Below are 19,972 nucleotides of genomic sequence, written 5' to 3' on the forward strand. Positions count from 1 at the left end.
TTTGTAGCGAAATTGGAAGATTAAGTTGTTCGAATGTAACCATTTGTATGAAAATTTAGGCAAAGATAGTGATTGAGAGTTTGTGAAGCAATCTTTTAGATGGTTAGTTGGTTTTTGATAGGAACACAGATTTGACAGATGTAACGGATTTTCACGGATTTTTTAATTTTAACCACATAGGCACATAGTTTTTTTGAAATTATTTAGAAGCTTCGCTTTAGATAGGGAACATAGAAATTTCGTTTTTAGTTTGTTATTGTTATTGATATTGAAAATGATAGAAACACGGATTTGACAGATGTAACGGATTTCCACTAATTTTTAATTTTAAACACATAGGCACATAGTTTTTTTTGAAATTATTTAGAAGCTTCGCTTTAGATAGGGAACATAGAAATTTCGTTTTGATATGATTGGAACACAGATTTGACAGATGTAACGGATTTCCACTAATTTTTAATTTTAAACACATAGGCACATAGTTTTATTTAAAATTAATTAGAAGCTTCGCTTTAGATAGGGAACATAGAAATTTCGTTTGATAGGATAGGAACACGGATTTGACAGATTTAACGGATTTTTTAATATAAAAAGTTTGCTATTGATTTTTGCCTTTTTCCTTTTACCTTTGTCCTTTTACCCATAAGATGAAACACGAAATTATCATTACAAAAGACGGTTCTACGTCAATTTATATTCCAGAATGGGATGAAACGTATCATTCTAAATTTGGTGCGATACAAGAAGCAAAACACGTATTTATAAAAAACGGATTGGCGCTTTTTGAAGACGTTTTGGAAATTTCGATTTTAGAAATTGGTTTTGGTACCGGATTAAATGCATTAATTACGATGTTGGAAGCCGAACACCGACAAATAAAAGTGAATTATGTAGCCGTGGAAGCCTATCCGGTGGCTTTTGAAGATATTGTACAGCTCAATTATGCTACCCAATTGGAAGAACCTAACCGACAAGCGGATTTTGAACATTTACACACGTTGCCTTGGGAAGAAACTATTGAGGTAACACCTTATTTTACCCTAACCAAGCGTAAACAATTTTTTAATGACATAACCGATGAAAACACGTTTGATTTAATTTATTTTGATGCTTTTGGCTACAACGTGCAACCCGAGTTATGGAATGAAGCTATTTTTGAAAAAATGTACGTTGCCCTAAAAAACAAAGGCATATTAACCACGTATGCGTGCCGTACCACAATTAAAAATGCTATGCAACACGCTGGTTTTGAAACCAAAAAACTACCAGGCGCACCCGGAAAAAGAGAAATGTTGCGTGCGTTGAAAAATGGGTAAAGGGTTTTGTTGAAAAATCAAATCATCTAGATTCAGAAGACTTTAAGTAGCGGAAATATCTTGGTAGTAGCTTTGTCCTCTTACTAAGCCTTTTTCTTAAAAGGATTTGTTTTGTAAATTATAAATCCAAAAGTAGTTAATAATATAATTTTTCCCATTAAAAACCCGCTTTCGTAATCGTTTAAGTTTTTGGCTTGAGAATTAAAAATATTTATAAGAGTGTATATTAAGTATAGAAATACTAATATTGAAATATAAAATGTAATTTTTTTCATTTTTAATAAAATTTTATGGGCGATAAAGGTTAATATTATCGCCCATATTTTCTTACTTTGTTACAGTTGTAACTGTTGGTGCATAAAGACCAAATGTCAAAGAAGAAATTAGACCATTTACAAAAGTTTGTCTTGTATGAACAGTGTAATCTGTTGCACCATCAGCCATAGCTTTTGAATCAGAAATTTTTACTGGTGCTAAACCACCAATTACATAATGATTCCATTTAGTAACTTGAGAGTTACCTTGTGCTCCTTTTCCAACAACACTAGTGTAAGAAAAACAAGATGTTAGCATAATTGACAACGTAAAAGCAATTGTCAAAATTTTGAATGTTCTTTTCATTCTATTAAAATTTATATTATTTACCCAATATTGAGTCATTTTTAGGCATTGTTTTCGGTTTCGATGCTATCCGTTTTTTAATAATTATATCATTTTTACTTTTCACTAAAATATTAATTAACGTTTTGCCGCTTGGTGAAAAGCTTTGTATAAATGATTTTATAACAGTACAATTTTATATATATAATTTATACTCTCCTTCAGGGCTATCAAATTAAATACATGTGTTACAAATTTTTGCATACACAACATAATTTAGTTACGTATGTTACATTGGTTTGTTTCTTTTTTACAAAATTAATAAATCAATTTCAATATTATTTGTAGAATAATTCCTACAAAACAGGTGTTTGGTTTTGCGACAGATAGTGGATAAAGTAAAATTTCACGTTCGGAACGTAAAAATTGAGGTTATTAGTCATTTAGATACCGAAATGAATTCGGTATGACAAATAATAACTGTAGAATTCTATAGTTTTTCTTGTAGCGCTTTAATTTCATCTCTAAACTTGGCGGCGTACCCAACCGTCAAGCAGATTTTGAACAATTACATACGTTGCCTTGGGAAGTAACTATTGAAGTAACACCTTATTTTACCCTAACCAAGCGTAAACAATTTTTTAATGAAATAACTGATGAAAATACGTTTGATTTAATTTATTTTGATGCTTTTGGCTACAACGTGCAACCCGAGTTATGGAATGAAGTTGTTTTTGAAAAAATGTATGTTGCCCTAAAAAGTAAAGGCATATTAACCACGTATGCGTGCCGTACCACAATTAAAAATGCTATGCAACACGCTGGTTTTGAAACCAAAAAACTACCAGGCGCACCCGGAAAAAGAGAAATGTTGCGTGCGTTGAAAAATGAAATTTATTAGGTACGAGATACCCAATTTTCTAAAGCAAGATTTTCAAAGTTTTTAAAATCTTTTGTGTTTTCTGTTACTAAAGTAAGTTGATTTACAAGTGCTGTAACTCCAATTAGTAAATCAAATTCGTCATTTTGCGGTTTTCCAATTTTGTTTAAACGGACTTTTTCTTCTGCATATTTTTTAATTGAACCATATATTGGAATAATTACAATACCCTTTAAAAAAATATCTACCGCTTTATGTGATTTTATTTTGTCAGAACTGTTTTCTGCACCAAATCTAAGTTCTAAGACTGTTATTTCAGAGATATAACAATTTTCTAAACCTTTATTTTTAATGATAGTATCAATTTCAAATTTTCCGCGAAGAAAATGAATGCAGATATTTGTATCAAGTAAATATTTCATCAGAATTTAATTTCTTTTGTTCTGAATTTTCTATTTTTTTTGATTTCTGCATTTATTTCATCAGAAGATTTCTCAGTAGAAAAGGCTCCAAATGATTTAAAAAATGCATTTTCTTTACTTTTAGTATCTGCTTTTATCGATTTTGTAAGCTTTTCAATAAGTTCAAGTTTACTAATTGAATTTAAACTTTCGAATAAACCAAAATAATTTTCTATAATATTTTTATCAGTAAATGTCATTTTTTACAAATTTATAATTCAAATATATAAAATATTTTTTGTTTTACAAGAATTGATTAGTTACGTGCGTTGAAAAATAGGTAAAGTTTTTTTTGGTGGTTTCTACACGAAAAAAAATCTCGAAGCAGCTTGGGAATTTAATTTTTATTTATTTCAAATTCGTCTTTACCACGAAGTAGTATTTCTTTTGATTTTTTAATATTTTCTTCAGATTTAGTAATCAAATTTACAAAACATACTTTTAATTTTTCTTCTTTATTTTCATAATTTTCTACAATAATTTTTAAAATATACTTTTCATCAACTATGAAATTATTATAATTTTCATTTACTATTTCATTGTCAATTTTAAATATTATTTTATGTTCCTTGATGTTTGTATATTTAGTTTTTAAATTATTAAGTGAAATAAAATTTGGACTATAAGTGCTTTTAGTTTCAACTAGTATTTTGCCATAATATTTAACGTTATCAATTTCTATATCTTCTTTTTCAACTTTAACGTTATCAATTTCATTTGGATTTAAAGTTTTCAAAACGCTTTCGTTGACTAGTTTGTCATTTACGAAATACGCAGGTTTTATATTGTTTTCTAATTGATTTTCATAGTAAACTTTTATTATTGTATCATTCTCAGAAACAGCAGCTTGATTTGTAATTTTTAAACCATTATTTTTTTCGGCGTTTATTTGTCCAAAACTATTAATTGCTATAAATAATGTTATTATAAATACTATCTTTTTCATAATTTTCTGTTTTTTGTTTGATTTTTTTGTTGCTTAAAGTTATTAGACTTTGTGTTGTACATTTATTTTAATTAGAAATCTTCGGAGAACTCGGTGTTACGTTAGTTGAAAAATGGGTAAAGGTTTTAGTTACCACGCGAAAGGATTCGCGCGGTAGCGGGGGGGATTAATAGTAGTAAAAGTAGATTTTTCATTATATTTAAAACAGTTAAGATTTGTTGTTACTATTTTTTATGTTAAATCTTGGAGGAGCAAATTTTTTTATGGAAAAGGATGATTAGGTAAGGTAAAACCATTAATATCAAATCTACCATCTGTAATTTGAATAAAATTATTAGGATTGTCATAGCGGACAAATTTCCCGAAAAATTTTCCAGATAAAATTCCACTGTCTAATCTTGTAATATTTAAAAAACATTCATTTTCAACAGAACCATAATACGCATAATTACTAATATTGCTATCCCATATTTTAAAATAAATATGACTATTTCTAATACTATCTATGTTGTCTTGAAAATTGCTTTGTTTTAGTGTAATCTGTCCTGTTGATATCAATGGCTCCATATGAATAACCATATTAAACCCAACAGAACTTGCACCATCTTTAATTTCTAATTCATACCAAGAATTATCTGATGTACCCCATAAAACCATTCCTTTGCCACTTCCCATTACCCCTCCTCCTGTTGGATCTCTAGGTATATACACTTTACCATTAATGGTAACGCCAAAAGTGTTTGCTCCCGTTTGAGTTTCGGGTGGTAAAGAAAAAGTTGGATCTACATTTATGTTGTTGTCCTTACTGCAACCTTGCAATACAATTAAAATAATAGTTAAAAGAAGATTTTTCATAGTATATGAATTTAAAATTGTTGTTAACTTGTATATAAATCTAACAAACATTATTTTATTTATTCAAATATAATAAATAATTCTCAATATTTTTTTCGGAATATTTACTACAAAATATGTGTGATTATTCAATTTTGAGAAAGATAGTGTATAACGTAAAATTTCACGTTCCAAACCTAAAAATTGGGGTTGTATAACGTTAAATTTCACGTCCAGAACGTAAAAAATGGCGTTGTGTAACGTAAAATTTTAGGTTCTGAACGTAAAAATTGGGGTTGTATAACGTGAAATTTTAGGTTGTAGACGTAAAAATTGAGGTTATTAGTCATTTTGATACCGAAATGAATTCGGTATGACAATAATAAATATAGAATTCTATAGTTTTTCTTGTAGCGCTTTAATTTCATCTCTAAACTTGGCGGCTTGCATAAAGTCTAATTCTTTGGCGGCTTTTTCCATTAGTTTTCGTTTGTCCCTAATTTTTTGTTCTATTTCGGGTTTGCTTAGGTACTCGCTTTCGGGTTCGGCGGCTTTATACGCTTGGTTTTCGTAATATTGTGTTGAAACAGAATTGGCGCTAAAGGCATTACCCAAACTCTTATTTAACGATTGTGGCGTTTTGTCGTGTAAGGTATTGTAAGCCGTTTGTTTTTCGCGGCGGTAAATGGTTTCATCTATGGTGTGTTGCATACTTGCCGTAATTTTGTCGGCATACATAATGGCTTTTCCGTTAATGTTTCTGGCGGCTCTTCCAACGGTTTGCGTTAACGAACGTTTGCTTCGTAAAAAACCTTCTTTGTCCGCATCTAAAATCGCCACCAGCGATACTTCGGGTAAATCCAAACCTTCACGTAATAGGTTGACGCCAATTAATACATCAAAAACACCTTTTCGTAAGTCTTGCATAATTTCTACACGTTCCAAAGTATCCACATCCGAATGAATGTAACGGCATCGTATCGAAACTTTGGTAAGGTATTTAGCTAATTCTTCTGCCATTCGTTTGGTTAGTGTTGTGACTAAAACACGCTCGTCGGCTTCGCAACGCAATTGAATTTCTTCAATTAAATCATCTATTTGATTCGCACTTGGACGAATTTCAATAATCGGATCTAACAATCCTGTAGGACGAATAATTTGCTCCACATACACACCTTCTGATTTTTGCATTTCATAGTCGGCAGGAGTGGCAGAAACATACAATACCTGATTTTGTAATGCTTCAAACTCTTCAAATTTTAAAGGGCGGTTGTCCATTGCGGCAGGCAAACGGAATCCGTATTCAACCAAGTTTTCTTTTCGGCTTCTGTCGCCACCATACATAGCGTGTACTTGCGAAATGGTAACGTGACTTTCATCAATAACCATCAAATAATCGTCTGGAAAATAATCTAATAAACAGAAAGGTCGTGTACCCGGTTCGCGACCATCCAAGTAACGCGAGTAGTTTTCAATTCCAGAACAATAGCCCAATTCGCGAATCATTTCTAAATCGAAATTGGTGCGTTCTTCTAAGCGTTTGGCTTCTAAATGTTTGCCGATTTCTCGAAAATATTCGACTTGTTTTACCATATCTTGTTGGATTTCCCAAATGGCTTTTTGTAAAACATCTGGAGAAGTCACAAACATATTAGCAGGATAAATGCTTAACGAATCGTATTTTTCCAATACCTGAGACGTTCGGGCATCAAACGCTTCAATTTCTTCAATTTCATCGCCAAAAAAGTGAATTCGAAACGGTTCGTCGCCATAACTTGGAAATACTTCTACGGTATCGCCTTTGATACGAAAAGTTCCAGGCGTAAATTCCATTTCGGTACGAGCGTATAAACTTTGCACCAATTGATGCAATAATTTGGTTCGTGAAATGGCTTGTCCGCTTTTTAAAGTAATCACATTTTTTTGAAATTCAACAGGATTTCCAATACCATATAAGCAAGAAACCGATGAAATTACAATGATATCTCTACGACCAGAAAGTAGGGCAGAGGTAGTGCTTAAACGAAGTTTTTCGAGTTCTTCGTTAATAGATAAATCTTTTTCAATGTAGGTTCCCGTTACCGGAATAAAGGCTTCGGGTTGGTAATAATCGTAATACGAAACAAAATACTGCACCGAATTATTTGGAAAAAATTGCTTAAATTCCGAATACAATTGTGCCGCAAGGGTTTTGTTGTGTGCTAAAACTAAAGTAGGTTTCTGCACTTCTTGGACCACATTAGCTACCGTAAATGTTTTTCCAGAACCCGTAACACCTAATAAGGTTTGGTATTTTTCGCCATTGATGATGCCTTTAGCTAATTTTTCAATGGCTTGAGGCTGGTCGCCAGTGGGAACATAGTCAGATACTACTTTGAATTTCATTTTAGATTTTTTTAGGATTACGTTTTGTATGTCTTATCCTAATTATGTATATTTCGTTTGGCGTAACTTTATATGAAATTCTATAATTATAAATTTCATAGGCTCTAAAATTTCCAGAATTAGATTTTTTCATTTCATCTAATTCATAAATTTCCCAATTTGATTTTAGAATTGTTACAGATTCATATATCGTAGCAGCAACTTTGTTAGAAGTAGTTTTGCTTTTTGTTTTTTTTATTAAATAGAAATAAATAGTCTCTAATTGTTCTAAAGCGGTTTTAGTCCAAATTATTTCTTTTTCCATTCGTCAATTTTAGCTTTTACCTCATTATGAGAAATCGTATACCCTTTCTCAATATCTTCTTCCGCAATTAAAATCTCTGAATTATACTCTTCATAAAGATTTTCTTTTTTAATTTTTGACTCCACTATGGTTCTCAAAGCATTTAAAAAAGATTTGTCTTCAATTTGATTTATTTCTTCAATTAATATGTTTTTTAATTCTAACGTGTTCATACTCTTGAAATTTTATCGAAATTACAATTTTTCTGCTAGATATTTTCCTGTCAAGGATTTTTTATTTTTTGAGATTTCCTCTGGAGTTCCAAAAGCGACCAATTGTCCGCCATTTTCTCCACCTTCAGGACCGATATCGATGATGTAATCGGCACATTTTATAAGTTCTAAATTGTGTTCAATTACGATTATGGAATGTCCTTTATCGATTAAGGCTTCAAATGATTTTAATAATTTTTTGATATCGTGAAAATGCAAACCAGTGGTAGGTTCATCAAACACAAATAGCATTTTTTCTTTTGTAGCACCTTTTACTAAAAACGAAGCCAATTTTATACGTTGTGCTTCACCACCAGAAAGCGTAGAAGACGATTGTCCTAATTGCACATATCCCAATCCAACTTCTTTCAGTGGTTGTAGTTTTTGTGTGATTTTGGTTTGCCCGTGCGTTTCAAAAAAGGCAACCGCTTCATCAATGGTCATTTTTAGTAAATCGTCGATGTTTTTGCCTTCAAAATTTACTTCTAACACTTCTTTTTTGAAGCGTTTTCCATTACAAATTTCACATTCTAAATGCACATCGGCCATAAATTGCATTTCAATGGTTACTTCGCCATCGCCTTTACACGTTTCGCATCGTCCACCATCTACATTAAATGAAAAGTGTTTGGCTTGGTAATTTCTTAGTTTTGAAGTGGTTTGTTTGGCATATAATTCTCTAATATCATCATATGCTTTGATATACGTTACTGGATTGGAACGCGAACTTCTTCCAATAGGGTTTTGGTCTACATATTCAATGTTTTTAAGGTGCGAATAACTGCCTTCTAAACTTGTAAATTGACCCGCTTTTTCTCCAATTCCCGTTAGTTTTTTCTGTAAAGCAGGAAATAATATCTTTTTTACTAATGTGCTTTTTCCGCTACCAGAAACACCTGTAATTACGGTTAAGCAATCCAAAGGAAAAGTGACATCAATATTTTTTAAGTTGTTTTCTCTGGCGCCAATAATATCAATATGATTTTTGAATTTTCTTCGAACTTTAGGTACTTCAATTTTTTCTTTTCCGTTTAAATATCTCGACGTTAACGAATCTGCTTTTAAAATTTCGTCATATGTACCTTGCGCCACTAAATTACCACCCAAAGTTCCCGCTTCAGGACCAATATCAATAATCATATCGGCGGCTTTCATTATGTCTTCGTCGTGTTCTACTATAATTACCGTATTGCCTAACTTTTTTAAGTTAAGTAATACTTCTATCAATTTTTCAGTGTCTTTTGGATGTAAACCAATACTCGGCTCATCTAAAATATACATAGAACCCACTAACGAGCTTCCTAATGAAGTAGCTAAATTAATTCGTTGCGATTCGCCACCAGATAGCGATGCGGATTGCCGGTTTAAACTTAAATAATTTAATCCTACGTTATCTAAAAATGCCAATCGATTTTTAATTTCTAAAAGTAATCGTTTCGCAACTTTTTCATCATATTCTGATAATTCAATGGTATTAAAAAACGGAATTAGTTTAATAATAGGTAAATCTACCAAGTCAGAAATGGTTTTTCCTGCTACTTTAATATTGTTAGTTTCTGCACGTAATCGTTTGCCGTTACAAGCGTGGCATTTTGTTTTACCTCTGTAACGCGAAAGCATCACACGGTTTTGAATTTTATAGTTATTTGCTTCTAAATCGGCAAAAAAGGCATTTAATCCTGTGAAATACTTATTTCCATTCCATATAAGTGCTTTGTGTGCGTCTGATAATTCAAAATAAGGCTTATGGATAGGAAAATCAAAATGATGTGAATTATTTACCAATTGGTCTCTGTACCAACCCATACTTTCACCTCGCCAAGGAAAAATGGCATTTTCATATACAGAAAGCGCAGTGTTTGGTACAACAAGTTCTTCATCAATACCAATTACACTTCCGTAGCCTTCACAAGTAGGGCAAGCGCCATAAGGATTGTTAAAACTAAATAAATGTATGTTTGGTTCTAAAAAATCCAAACCATCTAATTGAAAATTTGAATTAAAAACGATGCGATTTGATTTTTCTGGTTCTTGTAAATATAGCTCGCCTTTTCCTTCATAAAATGCTATTTGTAAGGCATCAGCAATTCGGTTTAAGAATTCTTCATCTGATTTTACTACGATTCTGTCAATTACTAATAAAATTTCTTTGTTAGCCATTGTAGATTCGTCAATCATTTCTAATGTCGAAACAAAATCATCTAAACGTACCGTTTGATTGTTTATAAGTACTCTTGCAAAACCTTGTTGTAATAAAACGTTAAGTTTGTCTTGTAATTTTCTGCCTTCTTCTAAATGAATAGGAGCTAAAAGGAGCCATTTTGTATCAATTTCTAAAGACTGGATGTATTTTACTACATCAGAAACCGTATGTTTTTTTACTTCTTCACCTGAAATTGGCGAATAGGTTCTTCCAATTCTGGCAAAAAGTAATTTTAAGTAATCGTATATTTCTGTTGATGTACCAACTGTAGAACGCGCGTTTGTAGTATTTACTTTTTGTTCAATTGCAATGGCAGGCGCAATTCCTTTAATGTATTCCACTTTCGGCTTGTCTAATTTCCCTAAGAATTGGCGTGCGTAGGAAGATAAACTTTCAACATAACGTCTTTGTCCTTCAGCATACAGCGTATCAAAGGCTAAACTTGATTTTCCAGACCCAGAAAGTCCAGTAATCACAACCATTTGATTTCTTGGGATGGCGACATCAATATTTTTTAAATTGTGCAATTGTGCCCCTTTTATCAAGATAAATTTTTTGGGTTCTAAAGAAGAAAAATCGGATTGCATCATTGTGTTTTTTATGAGAATGGCAAAGATAATTAATTAAACATAAAAGTAGGCTTGAAATAAATCCAAATGAATATATTTTGTTGTTGTATAGTTTTTATATCATTCAGAATTGATTTGGTCTTTAACGATATCAATATATTTGTCTTAATCAATAAAATATATAGACCATGAAAAACAAATTACTACTTTTATTATCACTTATCGCTTTAAGTGGATTTTCGCAAAATGCACCCATAAACTTTGAAACATCAGGGAATGGTGCAACTTGGAATTGGATTACTTTTGAAAACGGCGCTAATGCACCACTTCAGATAGTTGCAAATCCGAGTGCATCTGGAATAAATACTTCGTCAACTGTTGCGAAATTAACAACATTAATTACAGGGGCAACTTTTGCAGGTGTAGAATCGGTACATCAATTATCTGTGCCGTCAGGACCGACTGCATTTGGTACCTATACTATTACAGCAAGCAATTGTACAGTGAAAATTATGGTTTATAAAAGTGTAATTAGTGATGTAGGTATAAAATTTGTGAATGCTACAAATGGTTCAACTGGGGAAATTAAAAAGTCCAATTCTGTTATCAATCAATGGGAAGAATTAATATTCGATTTTTCTTCAAAAATAGGAGAAACAAACGATCAAATTGTTATTTTTCCTGACTTCCAAACAAGAACTACAGATAATATATGTTATTTTGACAATATAACCTTTGGTCCAGAAATTGAAAAGCCTAATTTACCTTTAGATTTTGAATCTGGTACTATTACCTATTCGTTTTCTAATTTTGGAAATGCGGTTACTACTAAAATTCCAAATCCACAGAGTAACGGAATTAATACATCAAGTAACGTAGCTAAATTAATAAAAAATGTTGGTACAACTTGGGCGGGTTCGTTTATTGAGTTGGCAAATGCTGTAGATTTTTCTGTTGTAAACTCAATTAAAATGAAAGTGTATTCACCATATGCAGGTAAAACGTTCAAACTTAAATTAGAAAATTTAACTAATGCTGCTGTTAATATAGAAGTTGATGCAGTAAATACAACAGCAAATACTTGGGAAGAATTAACATTTGTATTTCCAAACGTAGTGAATGCAAATAATTATAAAAGAGTAGTGGTGTTTTGTAATTTTGGTGCCGTAGGTACTGGAGAAACCTATTATTTTGATGATATAAAATTAAATACAAATCTATCGGCTTCAACCTTCGATTTAGAGTCAGTAAAATTATATCCGAATCCATGTACGGATTTACTAACGATACAAGTAGCCACACCTATTTCTGATTGTGTATTGTATAATTCTTTAGGACAAGTTGTTAATCGTTTTGATATTAATACTAACGAATATACTTTTAATTTATCGCATTTAGATGCAGGTATGTATTACTTAAGTTTTATGGTTAATGATACCTTGGTTACTAAAAAGGTAATTAAGAAATAAATTTAAATCACATAAAAAAAACACGGCAAATTTTGTCGTGTTTTTTTTATGTCCGTTATTAAACTACTATTATATATTATTAATAATTTCATTATCTGTAATTTATTGTAGGAATTATTGAGTAATTAGTATTTCATCCTTCTTTTGACGTTTTTTTATTTTTTATGGGTAAAAATCAATTATTTATTTCACGAAATCGTTGTAGATTACCACAACATTAACTAATCATTATGCAAATTGTTGTATCTGGAGTTTTATCAAATACGCATACTAAATCTATATTTATCAGTATTTTATAAGCTTTTACTGCATTACTTCTTTGTAGAAAAGTAGTATAGTTTTTATATATATCAAAAAAAAACTATGAATTTAAATCTTATCTATATTTGATTAATCTTAAAACGTAAAAACAATGAAAAAAACATTACAATTCTTTTTAATTGGTATTTGTATTTTTACAAGTTATCAAAATGTGCAGGCACAAACTACTGTGACTGTAAACGGTGCATCAAACTGGTTAGGTTATGCTAATGTGTTTCAAACTAATGGAACAACTTTTGCATTTGGAAGCGCATGGGCATTGCCGGATTTAAAAACTACACTTACGGCTTCTACAAATACCTTAAAGTTACAACCTAATTTTAATACCTATGCTAACGCTACTACAGCTGCAGATATTGCGTATTGGACAAATGGTGCAGGATTAGGTAACAAAATATTTGAAGGTAATACATATGTTGAAAATGCTAGTTTAGCTGGACAAATAGTTACCTTTACAGGAAATGTTACCAATCATAATTTAGCTACAGGTTATACTGCCGTTGCGTTTATCAAGGGTTTAAATCCAGCAAACGGTTATTCTACAGATTTTAGTGTAACACTACCATTAACTGCTGCAGGTGCTTTTAGTTTAAGTACTGTTACAGCAATTCCAACTGGTTTAATCGTGCAATATGGATTTACAGTAAAAGGATTAAACGGAAATCCAGCAAATGAAACTGCTTTAGGAAATGTTACTGTCGTAGGAACAAGTGCTCCTGCAACTCCAGTTAACGTAACTTTTAAAGTAGACATGACACAACAAACAGGATTTACTACGCCTTATGTAAGTGGTACTTTCAATAACTGGTCTGGAGATGCTAACCCAATGACTGATGCTAATGCTGACGGAGTTTGGGAAGCAACTATTGCTATTGCTCCAGGAACACACGAGTATAAATTTTCAAGAGACAACTGGGCTGGTTCTGAACAACTAGCATCTGGTACAAGTTGTACAATTACTACAGGTGGATTTACAAACAGAACTTTAGTAGTTGCAAATCAAAGCATGGTACAACCAACTGTATGTTGGGCATCTTGTGCATCTTGTACTACTACAACTCCTGTAACTGAACCAATGACTGCTGCACCAACACCAACATTACCAGCAGCAAATGTAATTTCTATGTTTAGTAATCCATATACAAATGTACCAGTAGATACTTGGCAAACAAGTTGGTCTGCAGCTGCTTTAACTAGTGTTCAAATTCAAGGTAATGACACAAAAAAATATGCAAATTTAAATTTCGTAGGTATTGAAGCTACAACAACTCAAATTAACGCTACAAATATGTTGTATTTTCATGTTGATGCTTGGACACCAAACATGACAGTATTTAGAATTAAATTAGTTGATTTTGGTGCTAACGCTGCTTTTGGTGGTGGGGATGATGTAGAACATGAATTAACTTTTACACCAACACTTACATCTTGGAATAGTTACCATATTCCATTATCTGATTTTACAGGATTAATTACAAAAGGTCATATAGCTCAATTAATATTTTCAGGACAACCTGTTGGGGCTGGAACTTTATTTATTGATAATGTTTATTTTACTACTTCTGCATTATCAAACCAATCATTTGATATGGCAAAAATCAGTATGTTTCCAAATCCAACTTCAAATATGTTAACAATTACATCTGCAAATAAAATGGATGCAATAACAGTTTATAGTGTTGTAGGACAAGAAGTAATGAATGTAAACGTAAATGCTGATAACACAGTATTGAATGTGTCAGGTTTACAAGATGGTATTTATTTAGTTAAAGTAATTTCTGAAGGAAAAGTAAGTACTTCAAAATTTATTAAACAATAATCATTTAGTTAAAATTAGAAAGCACGTTTCAATTGAAACGTGCTTTTTTTTTGTAATATTTTCTTTTTCAAAATTTTATCAATACTTTTATAATCGTTAACCATATTTTTATTAAATGAAAGGCTTCCAAAAACCTATTTTTACTTTTTATCTTTTAGCAGTATTTTCTTTTGTAGGATATGCACAGCAATTGCCGCCAATAGTTAAATATCCTTCCAGTATTTATAACGCCGGAAATCAAAATTGGATGATTTCGCAAGACAAACACCAATTCTTATTTTTTGCAAATAACGATGGACTTTTGGAGTTTAACGGGACCAATTGGAATTTATATCCGTCACCAAACGAAACCATTACGCGTTCAGTAAAAGTAGTTGGAGACAGAATTTATACAGGTTGTTATATGGAATTCGGTTATTGGGTGAGAGAAGCCAATAATAAACTAAAATACACCTCGTTAAGTGATAAAATTAAAGCTAAAATTATTGACGATGAACAATTTTGGAACATTTTAAATTATGAACAATGGGTGATTTTTCAGTCCTTAAATCAAATTTATATTTATGATACTAAAACGCAAAAATTTAGTATCATTCCATCAAGTAAAGGTATTTTAAAATCATTTCAAGTGGATAATGCCATTTATTTTCAAGTGGCGAATGATGGTTTATTTGAAATTGAAAATGGAAAGCAAAAATTAATTTCAAATCATCCTATTTTAAAGAACAATAAAATTGTTTCCATTTTTTCAACGGATGAAGGCTTATTATTACAAACGCAGTATTCTGGATTTTACAATTTAATTGCGGGTAATGTGGCGAAATTTGCTACAGAAGTTGATTCGGAAATAGCATCCAGTAGCGTATATAGTAGTCAGCAACTTTCAGATAAAGGTTTTGCGATAGGAACGGTTTCAAACGGTATTTTTGTTATTTCTGCAGAGGGGAAAAAGAAATACCACATAACGCAGAATAAAGGCTTAAGTAACAACACTGCCTTGTCTTTGTTTGAAGATGTAGATAAAAATTTATGGATTGGATTAGATAATGGTATAAACTGCATCAATTTACAATCGCCGATTAGAAGTTTTTCTGACGATACAGGTATTTTAGGAACCGTTTATACTTCTTTACTTCACAATGGTAATTTATATATAGGTACCAACCAAGGATTGTTTTATAAAAATGTTTTAAGCGATGCTTCTTTCCAGTTTATTAGCGGAACCAAAGGGCAAGTTTGGTCAATTTTTGCTCATAATGGTACTTTGTTTTGCGGACACGATTCAGGAACTTTTGTTGTAACTACTAATGTAGCTAAATTAATATTTTCTAATTCTGGAACTTGGAAGTTTGAAACCGTTCCAAATCAACCAAATATATTACTTCAAGGAAATTATTATGGGATTTCTGTTTTACAAAAAGTAGGGAATCAATGGCAGTTTAAAAATAAAATAACAGGTTTTGATTATTCTTCAAAATATTTTGAAGTTACATCCAATTTGGAAGTATATGTAAGTCACGAATACAAAGGTGTGTTTCGTTTCCAACTCGATAAATCGTTTTCAATTGCCAAAAATATATTTACATATAAAACCCCAACTAAAGGAAAGAATGCTAGTTTAACGCAGTTTAATTCAAATATATATTATGCAAATAAGGAAGGTATTTTTAAATTAAACAATCAATCAAAGCGATTTGTAAAAGATAAAAATTTAAGCGCTGTTTTTGAAAAAGATGAATATACTTCAGGGAAATTAATTGTAGATAATTCTAATAAACTTTGGTTGTTTTCTAAAAACTACATTCATTATTTTACTCTAAGTAAGTTGAGTAGTCAATTAAAAGAAAATATTATTCCAATTCCTGCCTCGTTAACCAATTCCATGTTAGGTTATGAAAACATAACACAATTATCAAATGCAAATTATTTAATTGGTACTACCGATGGCTATTATACGATTAATTTAAACGACTTGAGTTTTAAAAATTATAGTGTGTCTATTTCTAATATTTCAGTCAATAAATTAGATGAAAAAATCGTTAATTACTCTATTAAAGATGAAGGAGTATTAGCTTACGATGAAAATAATATAACATTTAATTATACCGTTCCAGAATACAACAAATACATTAATGCTGAATATCAATTTATTTTAGAAGGTTTGCATGATCAATGGAGTGAATGGAGTGCGAAAACCAGTGCCAATTTTAAAAATTTACCTCCTGGAACTTATGTATTTAAAGTGAGAGCTAAAATTGCCAATTCTAAACCAGAAAATTTAGCTACCTATACGTTTACTATAAATAAGCCATGGTATGCAACGAATTTATTAGTTTTAATATATTTATTATTGGGAATTGTAGGCGCCGTATACATTCATAAAACCTATAAAAAATACTATAGAGAAAAAGAACAAAAATTAATTGAAGAAAATAATTTACTCTTAGAAATAGCTGCTTTAGAAAGTAATCAGCAAATCATGCGCTTGAAAAACGAACAATTATCCCAAGACGTAGATATTAAAAATAAAGAATTGGCGGTTTCTACTATGAGTTTAATTAAGAAGAACGAGCTCCTATCATTAATCAAAGAAGATTTAAAAAACAATACAGAAGAAGGCAGTAAAAGCATAAAATCTGTCATTACTACTATTACTAAAAATATTAGTGAAGAGGATACTTGGACGGTTTTTAAAGAGGCATTTGATACTGCAGATAACAACTTCTTAAAGAAAGTAAAACAAGCCCATTCTTCATTAACGCCAAACGATTTAAGGTTATGTGCCTACTTGAGATTGAATTTATCTTCTAAAGAAATTGCACCACTTTTAAATATCTCAGTTCGAAGTGTAGAAATTAAAAGATATCGTTTGCGTAAAAAAATGGATTTACCACATGAAAAAGGATTGGTAGAATATATATTGTCTTTTTAACAGTACAACATAAAGTCTGTTTTACCTATACAAAAACACTACAACAACGTTATCGTAATACAAAACACTGTGTAATATTAAAAAAATAAGACAAATTAAATATTTGTGAAACATAATAATTGCTAGCCTTTTATTGCGAATACCATAAAAAAATTACATTTTTTTTAAATTGTATGTTTTTTGTAAAGGTTATAATTACACAAATATTATGATTAACCTATAATTTTACCAATAACTAAACTAACAAATAAATTATACATTTATGAAATCTAAATTATGGCAATTTGCTTTTCTATTATTTACAGCTATCGGTTTTTCACAATCGGTAACCGTAACTGGAAAAGTTTATGATTCTAGCACAAATACGCCATTGGGCGGTGCTACTGTTTTACTAAACAAAGCCGGTGTAGCGTCTTCTGCTGCAGATGGTAGCTTTACAGTTTCTAATGTAGCTGTAGGAAGTACACTTACATTTTCATTTTACGGATACAGTTCTCAAGAATTTGTAGTATCAAAAAATGAAACCATAACCATTTCCTTAAAACAAGACAATAAGGCAATTGAAGAAGTAGTTGTGGTAGGGTATGGAAGCCAGAAAAAGAAGGATGTTACCGGGGCTGTTGGTTACATTAGTACTAAAACTATTGAACAACTTAAGCCTATTAAAATCGAACAGGCTTTACAAGGAACATTAGCAGGTGTTACTGTAACATCTGATTCTGGTGCTCCAGGCGCTGGTTTTAGTGTTTTAATTAGAGGAATTCAAAGTAATGGTAATAATAGTCCATTGTATATAGTAGATGGAAATATTTCCGATCCAAGTATTTTAAATCCGAGTGACATTGAATCAATAAATGTTTTGAAAGATGCTCAAGCTTCAATTTATGGGGTTCGAGGTGCTAATGGTGTAGTAATCATCAAAACAAAAAATGGTAAAAAGAATACAAAATCTAATATTTCTTACAATTCATATATTGGTCAACAAGAGACTACTAAAAAATTAAATCTATTAAATGCAACTGAATATGCATTACTTTTAAATGAAAGTTATGCAAATGGTGGTCAAGTACTTCCTTATCCTAATGTTTCTAACTTAGGAAGGGGTACGGATTGGCAAAATGAAGTATTTAGTAATAAAGCTCCGATTGTGAGTAATGATATAAATTTTTCAGGAGGTACTGATAAAATTACTTATGCCATGAGTGGTTCACATATTAAACAAGATGGAATTGTTGGTCTAGATAAATCCGGTTTTAATAGAAGTACTGCCTCATTATCATTAGGTGTTGATGTTACAAAAAAATTGAAAGTTCAAACTAATGTAAATTATACATTTTTAAATAGAAAATCATTAAGTGAAAACAATTTAGGCGCTCCATTATTTAATGCAATTAATACACCTTCAACAATTTCTCCATTTAATTCTACAGGTGATTTTTCTTTAGTACCTAGTACTCCTGGTTTTGGTATTGAAGTAATTAACCCACTTGCTCAGATAGCTAATACTCATAATGATTATAATATAAAAAGAATTAGTGGTGCATTTGGATTGGACTACTCAATTATTCCAGATTTAGTATTATCCACTAAAATTGGTTTTAATACTTCAAATTCTGAAGGAAAATCATTTTCTAAAATTGTAAACTACGGTGGTGGTAAAGTTTTTAATGTAGACAGAAGCAGTGTTAATCAAACTGCAATAAACGATAATAGTTATGTATTTGATTTATACTTAACATATAAGAAAAATATAAAAAATCATAATTTTACAGGAACTTTAGGAACTACAAATTCTAAAGAATGGGGTAACGGTTTATTTGCTACTGGCTTTGATGTACCAAATAATTCATGGGAATTTGCCGATATTAGTTTAGCAAATGGTTTACCAACAACAAAAAATGTAGGTTCTTACGTTTATGATGAGCGTTTGAATTCATATTTTGCACGAATTCAATATGATTATGATGGAAAGTATTTGCTTTCTGGAATTGCTCGACGTGATTCTTCTACTAAATTTGGTCCAGATAATGCTGTTGCATATTTTTTATCTGCAACAGGAGGTTGGATACTATCTAAAGAAAAATTTTTAGAAAATATAGAGAGTATAAATCAGATGAAATTAAGAGCAAGTTTAGGAACTTTGGGTAATGACAAAATCGGAACTAACAGATATTTAGGTCTTTTAGATGGTGAAGCAACTTATGTTTTTAATAATATGTTAGTTAATGGCTTTACAATAGGTAAATTACCAAATCCTGGTTTAAAATGGGAAACAGCTAAAAAATTTGATGTGGGTTTAGATGTTAAATTATTTAATAATCAATTAGATATTACTACAGATTACTTTATTGAAAGTAGACTTGATTTATTAATTGAAGGGTTGCCAGTATCAGGTATAGTAGGAGCCAGTGCTCCGGGTGGTGCTTCTCCAGTTGTAAATGCAGGATCAACACAAAATAAGGGTTTTGAATTTTCTATCGGTTACAATAAAAAACTAAATGATAATTTATCATTTAGTGTAAATTCAAATTTTACAACAATTGATAATGTGGTAACTAAAGTAAGTGATAGTAGAGGTATTATTGAATCAGGTTCTTTTGGAGTAGGGCAACCTCTTATTTCTAGAATGGAAGAAGGTCAATCAATAGGTTATTTTTACGGATTACAAGCAGATGGGATTTT

At 31.0% G+C, this 19,972-nt stretch carries 15 protein-coding genes; 6 read left to right on the top strand and 9 right to left on the bottom strand.

Going from position 1 to position 19,972, the window contains the following annotated elements:
- Nucleotides 1-647: 647 nt before the first annotated feature.
- Entirely contained in the window at nucleotides 648-1,316 is a 669-nt protein-coding gene (mnmD, locus tag KA468_RS07810; protein WP_291242385.1) for a tRNA (5-methylaminomethyl-2-thiouridine)(34)-methyltransferase MnmD, read from the top strand.
- Between the two features lie 327 nt (nucleotides 1,317-1,643).
- Here mnmD and KA468_RS07815 read toward each other — a convergent pair whose 3' ends face one another.
- Nucleotides 1,644-1,937, bottom strand: coding sequence for a Bor family protein (locus tag KA468_RS07815; RefSeq protein ID WP_291242386.1), 294 nt, complete (start codon nucleotides 1,935-1,937; stop codon nucleotides 1,644-1,646).
- 556 nt (nucleotides 1,938-2,493) lie between these two features.
- Here KA468_RS07815 and KA468_RS07820 point away from each other — a divergent pair.
- Nucleotides 2,494-2,817, top strand: coding sequence for an MnmC family methyltransferase (locus KA468_RS07820; RefSeq protein ID WP_291242387.1), 324 nt, complete (start codon nucleotides 2,494-2,496; stop codon nucleotides 2,815-2,817).
- Here KA468_RS07820 and KA468_RS07825 read toward each other — a convergent pair.
- The 8 genes from KA468_RS07825 to uvrA form a co-directional block, all read right to left on the bottom strand.
- Nucleotides 2,814-3,218, bottom strand: a complete 405-nt coding sequence (locus tag KA468_RS07825; RefSeq protein ID WP_291242388.1) for a type II toxin-antitoxin system VapC family toxin — start codon at nucleotides 3,216-3,218, stop codon at nucleotides 2,814-2,816. The genes KA468_RS07820 and KA468_RS07825 overlap by 4 nt on opposite strands.
- Entirely contained in the window at nucleotides 3,218-3,457 is a 240-nt protein-coding gene (locus KA468_RS07830) for a hypothetical protein (RefSeq protein WP_291242389.1), read from the bottom strand. Before KA468_RS07830 ends, KA468_RS07825 begins: the two co-directional genes overlap by 1 nt.
- A gap of 137 nt (nucleotides 3,458-3,594) precedes the next feature.
- Complete coding sequence (locus tag KA468_RS07835) at nucleotides 3,595-4,203, bottom strand: hypothetical protein (protein WP_291242390.1); 609 nt, start codon at nucleotides 4,201-4,203, stop codon at nucleotides 3,595-3,597.
- 261 nt (nucleotides 4,204-4,464) lie between these two features.
- Nucleotides 4,465-5,058 (bottom strand): hypothetical protein, encoded by a 594-nt coding sequence (locus KA468_RS07840; RefSeq protein WP_291242391.1) that lies wholly within the window; start codon nucleotides 5,056-5,058, stop codon nucleotides 4,465-4,467.
- Nucleotides 5,059-5,433: 375 nt separating this feature from the next.
- On the bottom strand, nucleotides 5,434-7,422 hold the full coding sequence (gene uvrB, locus KA468_RS07845; RefSeq protein ID WP_291242392.1) for an excinuclease ABC subunit UvrB: 1,989 nt from the start codon (nucleotides 7,420-7,422) through the stop codon (nucleotides 5,434-5,436).
- A 1-nt stretch (nucleotide 7,423) separates the two neighbouring features.
- Nucleotides 7,424-7,726 (bottom strand): type II toxin-antitoxin system RelE/ParE family toxin, encoded by a 303-nt coding sequence (locus KA468_RS07850; protein WP_291242393.1) that lies wholly within the window; start codon nucleotides 7,724-7,726, stop codon nucleotides 7,424-7,426.
- Nucleotides 7,711-7,938 carry a hypothetical protein gene (locus tag KA468_RS07855; RefSeq protein WP_291242394.1) on the bottom strand — a complete coding sequence of 76 codons (228 nt, stop codon included), beginning with the start codon at nucleotides 7,936-7,938 and terminating at the stop codon, nucleotides 7,711-7,713. The genes KA468_RS07850 and KA468_RS07855 overlap by 16 nt, the downstream gene beginning before the upstream one ends.
- Before the next feature lie 21 nt (nucleotides 7,939-7,959).
- Nucleotides 7,960-10,770 (bottom strand): excinuclease ABC subunit UvrA, encoded by a 2,811-nt coding sequence (uvrA, locus tag KA468_RS07860; RefSeq protein WP_291242395.1) that lies wholly within the window; start codon nucleotides 10,768-10,770, stop codon nucleotides 7,960-7,962.
- Nucleotides 10,771-10,937: 167 nt separating this feature from the next.
- Between uvrA and KA468_RS07865 the strand changes: the two genes are divergently transcribed.
- From KA468_RS07865 to KA468_RS07880, 4 genes are all read left to right on the top strand, one after another.
- Nucleotides 10,938-12,218, top strand: coding sequence for a T9SS type A sorting domain-containing protein (locus KA468_RS07865; RefSeq protein ID WP_291242396.1), 1,281 nt, complete (start codon nucleotides 10,938-10,940; stop codon nucleotides 12,216-12,218).
- A 412-nt stretch (nucleotides 12,219-12,630) separates the two neighbouring features.
- Nucleotides 12,631-14,358, top strand: a complete 1,728-nt coding sequence (locus KA468_RS07870) for a T9SS type A sorting domain-containing protein (protein WP_291242397.1) — start codon at nucleotides 12,631-12,633, stop codon at nucleotides 14,356-14,358.
- Between the two features lie 115 nt (nucleotides 14,359-14,473).
- Nucleotides 14,474-17,290: a triple tyrosine motif-containing protein gene (locus tag KA468_RS07875; RefSeq protein WP_291242398.1), complete on the top strand. Its 2,817-nt coding sequence runs from the start codon at nucleotides 14,474-14,476 to the stop codon at nucleotides 17,288-17,290.
- 262 nt (nucleotides 17,291-17,552) lie between these two features.
- Nucleotides 17,553-19,972: SusC/RagA family TonB-linked outer membrane protein (locus KA468_RS07880; protein WP_291242399.1), on the top strand; the 2,420-nt coding region annotated here is incomplete at its 3' end.

Source organism: Flavobacterium sp., assembly GCF_017985075.1.
GTDB lineage: Bacteria > Bacteroidota > Bacteroidia > Flavobacteriales > Flavobacteriaceae > Flavobacterium.